At 72.1% G+C, this 8,938-nt stretch carries 9 protein-coding genes; all 9 read left to right on the top strand.

All coding sequences use genetic code 11. From position 1 onward, the window contains the following. Positions 1 to 227: 227 nt before the first annotated feature. The gene (locus AB0D94_RS37230) at positions 228 to 1,184 is read left to right on the top strand and encodes a WYL domain-containing protein (RefSeq protein ID WP_362062224.1); all 957 of its coding nucleotides are present in this window, start codon (positions 228 to 230) and stop codon (positions 1,182 to 1,184) included. A 96-nt stretch (positions 1,185 to 1,280) separates the two neighbouring features. Then, the gene (locus AB0D94_RS37225; RefSeq protein ID WP_362062221.1) at positions 1,281 to 2,249 is read left to right on the top strand and encodes a WYL domain-containing protein; all 969 of its coding nucleotides are present in this window, start codon (positions 1,281 to 1,283) and stop codon (positions 2,247 to 2,249) included. A 14-nt stretch (positions 2,250 to 2,263) separates the two neighbouring features. Then, on the top strand, positions 2,264 to 2,491 hold the full coding sequence (locus AB0D94_RS37220) for a hypothetical protein (protein WP_362062218.1): 228 nt from the start codon (positions 2,264 to 2,266) through the stop codon (positions 2,489 to 2,491). Positions 2,492 to 2,537: 46 nt separating this feature from the next. Beyond that, the gene (locus AB0D94_RS37215) at positions 2,538 to 2,738 is read left to right on the top strand and encodes a hypothetical protein (RefSeq protein WP_362062215.1); all 201 of its coding nucleotides are present in this window, start codon (positions 2,538 to 2,540) and stop codon (positions 2,736 to 2,738) included. A 226-nt stretch (positions 2,739 to 2,964) separates the two neighbouring features. Then, entirely contained in the window at positions 2,965 to 3,261 is a 297-nt protein-coding gene (gene tatA / locus AB0D94_RS37210; RefSeq protein ID WP_362062212.1) for a Sec-independent protein translocase subunit TatA, read from the top strand. A gap of 47 nt (positions 3,262 to 3,308) precedes the next feature. Then, the gene (tatC, locus tag AB0D94_RS37205) at positions 3,309 to 4,274 is read left to right on the top strand and encodes a twin-arginine translocase subunit TatC (protein ID WP_362062209.1); all 966 of its coding nucleotides are present in this window, start codon (positions 3,309 to 3,311) and stop codon (positions 4,272 to 4,274) included. Between the two features lie 17 nt (positions 4,275 to 4,291). Further along, positions 4,292 to 5,191, top strand: coding sequence for a diacylglycerol kinase (locus tag AB0D94_RS37200; RefSeq protein WP_362062206.1), 900 nt, complete (start codon positions 4,292 to 4,294; stop codon positions 5,189 to 5,191). Positions 5,192 to 5,257: 66 nt separating this feature from the next. Then, positions 5,258 to 8,098 carry a DEAD/DEAH box helicase gene (locus AB0D94_RS37195; RefSeq protein WP_362062203.1) on the top strand — a complete coding sequence of 947 codons (2,841 nt, stop codon included), beginning with the start codon at positions 5,258 to 5,260 and terminating at the stop codon, positions 8,096 to 8,098. 90 nt (positions 8,099 to 8,188) lie between these two features. Continuing rightward, positions 8,189 to 8,848 (top strand): helix-turn-helix domain-containing protein, encoded by a 660-nt coding sequence (locus AB0D94_RS37190; RefSeq protein WP_362062200.1) that lies wholly within the window; start codon positions 8,189 to 8,191, stop codon positions 8,846 to 8,848. The last annotated feature ends 90 nt before the right edge of the window (positions 8,849 to 8,938 follow it).

Genomic DNA, 8,938 nt, shown 5'->3' with positions numbered 1-8,938 from the left:
CCGGCTTCGGCGCCGTGGTGCTGGGCGCCTGCCCCTCACTCCGGCCCCCGGGGGCGGCCCCCCCGCCGGCGGGGGGGCGCCCCTCGCTTTTGCCCGGACGCGCCGGGGCGGTACGGTCAACGGTCACGGGTCCGTCCGCGCGCGGTGACGGCGCGGTAATGGGCACCTGTGACGATGAGTGTGACGGTGCGACGGATGTGTACGCGGAGAAGGGCGGAAGGGCGTCGATGGCGATTGCCAAGGCCGAGCGGCTGATGAATCTGGCGCTGTGTCTGCTGGGGACCCGTCGGCCGCTGAGCAAGCGCGAGCTGCGCGGCTCCATCGAGGCGTACATGGAGGCCGGCAACGACGAGTCCTTCAACCGGATGTTCGAGCGCGACAAGGACGATCTGCGCGAACTCGGCCTGGTCATCGAGACGGTGGAGAACCTGGAGGGCGAGACGGGCTACCTGGCCCGCCGGGACAGCAACCGGCTGCCGCCCGTGGCCCTGGACGCCGAGGAGGCCGCCGCCCTGGGGCTGGCGGCCAAGGTCTGGCAGCAGGCGCGCCTCGCCGGAGCCGCGAGCGGCGCCCTGCAGAAGCTGCGCGCGGGCGGGATGCCGGAGGCGGGTGACCCGTACGAGGGCCAGCACAGCGCCATCGAGCCGCGCATCCCGGTCCACGAGGCGGCCTTCGAGCCCTTGATGCTGGCCTGCCGGGACCGCCGGCCGGTGGTCTTCGACTACCGCAAGTCCACCGCCGCCCGGCCCGAGTCCCGCCAGGTGGAGCCGTGGGCGCTGGAGTGCTGGCGGGGCCACTGGTACCTGGCCGGCTTCGACCGCGACCGCGGGGCGGAGCGGGTGTTCCGGCTCTCCCGGATCACCGGCAAGGTCCGCTCGCGCGCCGCGAAGTACACCGCCGAGGTGCCCGACGTGGTGACCGTACGGGAGACCGTGGCGAGCTGGGCCGGGGAGAGCGCGGACCGTTCCGCGCTGATCCGGCTGCGCTCAGGGGCGGGCTACCCGCTGCGGGCCAAGGCCACCGCCGTGCGCGAGGGCGGGGACGGCTGGGACGAGCTGGAGATCCCCTACGGGCACGGTCTCGACGCCTGGCTGGTGGAGTTCGGGCCCGACGTCGTGGTGGTGGAGCCCGCCGATCTGCGGGCCGACGTGGTGGACCGGCTGAGGGCCGTCGCCAAGGGCTGACCGGGCCGCCGCAAGCACCGACGCGTCACCGCGCCACCGCGCTGTCGCGCCACCGCACCATCTGCCGAGCACGCCCTGAGGGGGAGACGTACCAGCATGGCTGCCAACGCCATCGACCAGACCCGCCGGATGCTGTCCCTGGTGACCTATCTGCGCGAACGCCCCGGGGCGCACGTGGCCGACGTCGCGCGCGCCTTCGGGATCACCGAGGACGAGCTGATCTCGGACCTCGACGTGCTGCCCATGTGCGGGACCAGCTTCCGGGGCGGGGACCTGCTCGACATCGACACCGACGGGGAGCGCATCTGGTGGCGCAACCCCGACGCCTCGGGGGAGTCCACCGCCGAGCCGCTGCGGCTCGCCGCCGACGAGGCGACCGCGCTGCTGGTCGCCGCCCGCGCGGTGGCGACCCTGCCCGGGCTGCGCGAGAGCGACCGGGACGCCCTGCTGCGGGCCACCGCCAAGCTGGAGGCGGCGGCGGGCGAGGTCGCCGGGGCCAGTTCCCGGCTCTCGGTGACCTTCGAGTCGGAGGGCGGGGTCTTCGCGGACGTCGACCGGGCCATCGCGGAGCGCAGGCGGCTGTGGCTGCGCTACTACTCGCCCGCGCGGGACGAGCTCACCGAGCGCAAGGTGGACCCGATCCGGCTCTTCGCGGTGGGGCACACGTACATGGAGGGGTGGTGCCACCTCTCGGAGGCCCGCCGCACCTTCCGCCTCGACCGGGTCGCGGAGATCCGGCTGCTGGACGAGCGGGCCGAGCCGCCGGCCATCGAGCCGCGGGACCTGTCCGAGGGCCTGGTCCAGCCGGCCGCGGAGGACCCGGAGGTGGTGGTCGAGGTGGGGCCTGGCGGCCGCTGGGTCGCCGAGTACTACCCGCACGACAGCGCCGAGGAGCTGGACGGGGGAGGCCTGCGGATCACACTGCGCAGCCCGGACCCGGCCTCGCTGCGCAGGCTGGCGCTGCGGCTGGGCCGCGAGGGGCGGATCGTGGCCCCCGCGGAGCTGGCGGAGAGCGCGCGCAGCGCGGCCCGGGAGGCGCTCGCGGGGTACGGGGAACAGGTCTGAGGGAGGGTCGGCCGATGTCGCCAACGTCCGGATCCGTCGCCTTCAAGGCCTCCTGTCCCGACTGCCTGGCCCGCTTCGAGCTGGACGCGGGCGCCCTGCGGCTGGTCATAGGAGGCAGCAGGCGGACCACCTTCTACTCCTTCACCTGCCCCGAGTGCGGGGCCTGCGTACGCAAACCGGCCGGGGAGCGGATCGTGGAACTCCTGACCGGGGGCGGGGTGAGCACCCTGCGCAGCATCTGAGCCGGCCGGTGGCGCAACTCGGGGCCCACTCCTCTAGGCTCGCCCCATGCTGTGGCCGATGTTCGCAATTGCCCTGGGTTTCCTCGGAGTCGCCGTGCTCGCCGTGCTGGCCGTACGGGTCCACGTGGAGGTACGCCGGCTCTCCGCCCAGGTCGCGCAGGCCAGCCGCCGGATCACGGACGCCTCGGGTGACCTGGAGCGGGCGGCCGTCGACCTGGCCCGGGCGGGCCGCGCCGTGAGCCCCTAGGGGTGTCCCGCCCGCCGCCGCCGGCGAGTACGGCGGTCGGAAAAGCGGGACGAATGCGGGTGATCGGGGCGTCGGTGACAGGCCCGCGTGCAAGCAGGGGTACCCCGGGGGATTGCCGGGCGTTAACCCCCGGGGGTTACGATCCTTGCATCGGCGGTTACCGGATGGGTGTCCGAGCCGCCCGGAGCCACCACAACCAGCCGTTTCGGTGAGAAGGAAGACACACATGATCGGCAATCTGAAGCCCCTCGAGATCCTCCTGATCATCGCTGTGATCGTGCTGCTGTTCGGTGCCAAGAAGCTCCCCGAGATGGCCCGCTCCCTCGGCAAGTCGGCCCGCATCCTCAAGAGCGAGGCCAAGGCGATGAAGAAGGACGGCGAGGCGGAGGACGGGACCCCGGCGGCCACGCCCGCCGACCAGGCCGCGCAGCAGCCCGTCGCCCCCCGCACCATCCAGGCCGCGCCCGGTGACGTCACCAGCTCGCGGCCCGTCAGCGAGCCGAACCGCACCACCCAGGGCTGAGACCCGCCGGACACGCCAGTCATCTGCAACGAGACAAGGGACGTGGGTTGCTCAAGTCTGCCCGCAAGCAGGGGAAACAAGGACGACAAGGCAAGGACGCCGAAGGGCGCATGCCTCTCGTCGAGCACCTGCGCGAACTGAGAAACCGCCTGCTGAAGTCGGTCCTGGCGATCCTCGTGATCACCGTCGTGGCGGCCTTCTTCTACAAGGACCTCATCGACTTCATGCTGAAGCCGATGCTGGACTCCGTCGGCTGCACCGACGGGGTGGTCTCGCAGCGCAACGGCCGGCCCTGCGCCGACATGACGGTCAACGGCCTCATCGCGCCGTTCTCCATCGCCCTGAAGGTCTCGCTCACCGCCGGTGTGGTGATCTCCGCGCCGGTGTGGCTGTACCAGCTGTGGGCCTTCATGGCACCGGGCCTGCACAGCCACGAGAAGAAGTACGCGATGAGCTTCGTCGCGGTCGGCGCCCCCCTGTTCGGCGCCGGCGCCGTCCTCGCGTACAAGGTCCTGCCGCAGACCGCGACCATCCTGCTCGAGTTCACGCCCGAGCACGCGCGCAACCTGCTGCCCGTCGACGACTACCTCGACCTGATCACGCGCATGGTCATCGTCTTCGGCCTCGCCTTCGAGCTGCCGCTGCTGCTCATCCTGCTCAACTTCACCGGGGTGCTCACCGCGAAGCGGCTGGCGGGCTGGTGGCGCGCCATGGTGCTGGGCATCACGGTCTTCGCCGCGTTCGCCACGCCCACCGGTGACCCGCTCACCATGCTGGCCCTGGCCGGGCCGATCGTCGCCCTGTACTTCGTCGCGCTCGGCGTCTGCCTGGTCAACGACCGCCGCCGCAAGCGCAACGACCCCGACGCCGGGCTGGCCGACGACGAGGCCGCCGAGCTGGACCTCACCCCGGCGCCGATCGGCACCATGGAACCGGTCGCGTCCCCCGCGGCCCTGCCCGGGCAGGACGACGGCGGACGCCAGCGGATCAACGGTTACGACGACGCGACCTGACAGGTACATTCCGGTGGGTGAGCTCTGAGATCACCCTCTTCGTCAATCCCACTGCCGGACGCGGCCGGGGCGCGCACGCCGCGCAGCCGGCCGCTTCCGCGTTGCGGGCCTCGGGCTTCTCGGTACGGACCGTCGTCGGCGCCGACGGCGCCGACGCGCTGGCCCGGCTGCGCGCCGCCGTCCGCGAGGGCACCGGCGCGGTGATCGCGGTGGGCGGGGACGGCATGGTCTCCCTGGCGCTCCAGGCCCTGGCCGGCACGGCGGTGCCGCTCGGGGTGGTCGCGGTGGGCACCGGGAACGACTTCGCGCGGGCGCTGGGGCTGCCCGTACGGGAGCCCGCGCGGGCCGGGCGGCTGGCCGCCCGGGCGCTCAAGGAGGGCCGGATCCGGGAGATCGACCTGGGGCGCGTGGGCAGGGCCGGCGGTGACACCTGGTACGGGACCGTGCTGTGCTCCGGCTTCGACTCGCGGGTCAACGACCGGGGCAACCGGATGCGGCTGCCCGCGGGCCGCTTCAAGTACGACCTGGCGATGCTCGCCGAGCTGGCCGCCTTCCGGCCCTTCCCGTACCGGATCACCCTGGACGACGGCGAGGCCGTCGAGACCGAGGCCACGCTGGTGGCGGTCGGCAACGGGTCCTCGTACGGGGGCGGCATGCGGATCTGCGCGGACGCCGTGCCCGACGACGGGCTCTTCGACGTCACGGTCGTGGGCCACTGCAGCCGGGCCACCCTGCTCAAGGTCTTTCCGCAGGTCTACAAGGGGACCCACCTCAGCCACCCGAAGGTCACCGTCCACCGGGCCGCGAAGGTGACCCTGGAGGCGGCCGGGATCACCGCCTACGCGGACGGCGAGCCGCTGGGGCCGCTGCCGGTGACCGCGGAGTGCGTCCCGGCGGCCGTCCGGGTCCTCGTATGACCGTCCGGTCACTCGTATAAATGATCGCGACTGTTGTCAGAGGGGGCGGGTAGGCTCGATCTCAAGATGACCGAAGAACTCTCACCCGCCGAGCGCTACGCCGCTGCCCGGATCCGCGCAGCCGAAGAGGCCACCGCGCTGCACCCCTTCCGCGAGATGTACGCATTCGATCTGGACCCCTTCCAGATCGAGGCCTGCAAGGCACTGGAGGCCGGCAAGGGCGTCCTCGTGGCCGCACCGACCGGCTCGGGCAAGACCATCGTCGGCGAGTTCGCCGTACACCTGGCGCTCCAGCAGGGCCGGAAGTGCTTCTACACGACGCCCATCAAGGCCCTGTCGAACCAGAAGTACGCCGACCTCGTCAAGCGCTACGGCGCCGACAAGGTGGGCCTGCTCACCGGCGACAACAGCGTCAACTCCGAGGCGCCCGTGGTCGTGATGACCACCGAGGTGCTCCGCAACATGCTGTACGCGGGCTCGCAGTCGCTGCGCGGCCTCGGCTACGTCGTGATGGACGAGGTGCACTACCTCTCCGACCGCTTCCGCGGAGCCGTCTGGGAGGAAGTGATCATTCACCTCCCCGAGTCGGTGACCCTGGTGTCCCTGTCGGCCACCGTGTCCAACGCCGAGGAGTTCGGCGACTGGCTGGACACCGTACGCGGCGACACCGAGGTGATCGTCTCCGAGGAGCGGCCCGTACCGCTGTGGCAGCACGTCATGGCCGGCCGCCGGATCTACGACCTCTTCGAGGAGGAGTCCGACCACGGAGGCCGCGGCTCCGCGCGCCGCGAGGTCAATCCGGACCTGCTGCGCATGGCGCGCGAGGAGAACAGCCGCACCTACAGCCCCAAGGACCGGCGCCGCGGCAAGATGGTCCGCGAGGCCGACCGCGAGCGCGAGCGGCGCTCCCGGGGCCGGATCTGGACCCCTTCCCGCCCCGAGGTCATCGCCCGCCTCGAAGGGGACGGGCTGCTGCCCGCCATCAACTTCATCTTCAGCCGGGCCGGCTGCGAGGCCGCCGTCCAGCAGTGCCTCTACGCGGGCCTGCGGCTCAACGACGACTCGGCCCGCCTGAGGGTCCGTGAGATCGTCGAGGAGCGGACGGCCTCCATCCCCACCGAGGACCTGCACGTCCTCGGGTACTACGAGTGGCTCGAAGGCCTGGAGCGGGGCATCGCCGCGCACCACGCGGGCATGCTGCCCACCTTCAAGGAGGTCGTGGAGGAGCTGTTCGTCCGCGGCCTCGTCAAGGCCGTCTTCGCCACCGAGACCCTCGCACTGGGCATCAACATGCCCGCGCGCACGGTCATCCTGGAGAAGCTGGTCAAGTGGAACGGCGAGCAGCACGCCGACATCACCCCCGGCGAGTACACGCAGCTCACCGGCCGGGCCGGGCGGCGCGGCATCGACGTCGAGGGCCACGCCGTGGTGCTCTGGCAGCGCGGCATGGACCCGGCGGCCCTCGCCGGGCTCGCGGGTACCCGTACCTATCCGCTGCGCTCCAGCTTCAAGCCCTCGTACAACATGGCCGTGAACCTGGTCAGCCAGTTCGGGCGGCACCGTTCGCGCGAACTGCTGGAGACCTCCTTCGCGCAGTTCCAGGCCGACCGGTCCGTCGTCGGGATCTCCCGCCAGGTGCAGCGCAACGAGGAGGGCCTGGAGGGCTACCTGGAGGGCATGACCTGCCACCTGGGCAACTTCGAGGAGTACGCGCAGCTGCGCCGCGACCTCAAGGACCGCGAGACGGAGCTGGCCAAGCAGGGCGCCGCCCAGCGCCGGGTACAGGCGGCCAGTTCGCTGGAGAAGCTCAAGCCGGGCGACATCATCCACGTGCCCACCGGCAAGTTCGCCGGGCTCGCGCTGGTCCTGGACCCGGGCGTGCCGGCCGGGCGGGTCAACGGGCACCGCGGGTACGAGTACGCCGAGGGCCCGCGCCCGCTGGTGCTCACCGCCGAGCGGCAGGTCAAGCGGCTCGCCGCGATCGACTTCCCGGTCCCGGTGGAGGCGCTCGACCGGATGCGGATCCCGAAGACCTTCAACGCCCGTTCGCCGCAGTCCCGTCGGGACCTGGCCTCGCAGCTGCGGACCAAGGCCGGGCACCTCACGGTGGAGAAGCGCGGGCGCGGCCGGGCCGCGGCCGCCGACGACCGCGAGATCACCCGGCTGCGGGCCGAGCTGCGGGCGCACCCGTGCCACGGCTGCGACGAGCGCGAGGACCACGCCCGCTGGGCGGAGCGCTACCACCGGCTCAAGCGGGACACGCAGCAGCTGGAGCGGCGGATCGAGGGCCGGACGAACACCATCGCCCGCACCTTCGACCGGATCCACGCGCTCCTCACCGAGCTGGACTACCTGCGCGAGGACGAGGTCACCGTGCACGGCAAGCGGCTCGCCCGGCTCTACGGGGAGCTCGACCTGCTGGCTTCGGAATGCCTGCGCGCCGGTGTCTGGGAGGGTCTGAGCCCGGCCGAACTGGCCGCCTGCGTATCGGCGCTGGTCTTCGAGGCACGGCAGTCCGACGACGCGGTGGCGCCGAAGGTACCGGGCGGCGCCGCGAAGGAGGCGCTCGGTGAGATGGTCCGGATCTGGGGCCGGCTCGACGCTCTGGAGGAGGACCACCGCATCAACCAGGCGGAGGGCGTGGGCCAGCGGGAGCCGGACCTCGGCTTCGCCTGGGCGGCGTACCAGTGGGCCTCCGACAAGAGCCTGGACGAGGTGCTGCGCGAGGCGGAGATGCCGGCCGGTGACTTCGTGCGCTGGTGCAAGCAGGTCATCGACGTCCTCGGGCAGGTCGCCGCGGCGGCTCCTTCGGCTTCCGGCGACAGCGGGAGCACGGTGGCGCGAAATGCCCGCAAGGCCGTGGACGCACTGCTTCGGGGTGTAGTGGCCTACAGCTCGGTCGGCTAGGCGCTTTTGGGGCTTCCTCCGAGAGTGGGCATGGCTTGATCTCATCTCTTGCCATGATCGGTTCGTCGTGTGCTGTGCGACGATCGGCCCATGAGTGGGGCAGCAGACGAAGGACCGAGACGGGTCGGTCGGCCACGTGCCGACCAGCTGAGACCGGTGAGCGGCCGGCCGCCGCGCGAGGAACTCCTGTGCGCGGCGGCCGAGCTGTTCACCGTCCGCGGCTACGGGGCCACCACCACGCGGGCGGTGGCCGAGCGGGCCGGGTTGCGGCAGGCCACGATGTACCACTACTTCGGCGGCAAGGAGGAACTCCTCGCAGAACTCCTGGAGTCCACGGTCGCCCCCTCGCTGCAACTGGGCCGCAAGCTGCTGGCCGACTCCGCGCGGCCCGCCGCCCGGCGGCTGTGGGAACTGTGCCGCTCCGACGTGCTGCTGCTGTGCGGGGGACCGTACAACCTGGGCGCGCTGTACCTGCTGCCCGAGCTGGCCGGGGCGCGCTTCGGCCAGTTCCGCCGGATGCGCGCCGAACTGAAGCACATCTACCGCGAGTTGCTCCACGGAGCCTGCTCCAGGGCCGAACTGGCCGGCGACCGGGCCGGGCTGGCGCTCCGCAACGACCTGGTCTTCGGGCTCATCGAGGGCGTCATGCTGATCCACCGCGCAGACCCGGCACGGCCGGTGACCACCTTCGCGGAGGCCACGGCGGACGCCGCCCTGCGGATCGCGGGCGTCGGCGCGGACACCACCTAGGCCCTGTCCGGGCGATCTTCGCGGGCCCGCGCCGCCTGGTACGGCGCCTCGCCGCGTTGTCGGACCGCGCGAGTACGGCCGAGTACGAGC

The organism is Streptomyces sp. NPDC048255 (assembly GCF_040652415.1).
Classification (GTDB): Bacteria; Actinomycetota; Actinomycetes; order Streptomycetales; family Streptomycetaceae; genus Streptomyces.
This window is presented reverse-complemented; position numbering and strand designations above follow the sequence as displayed.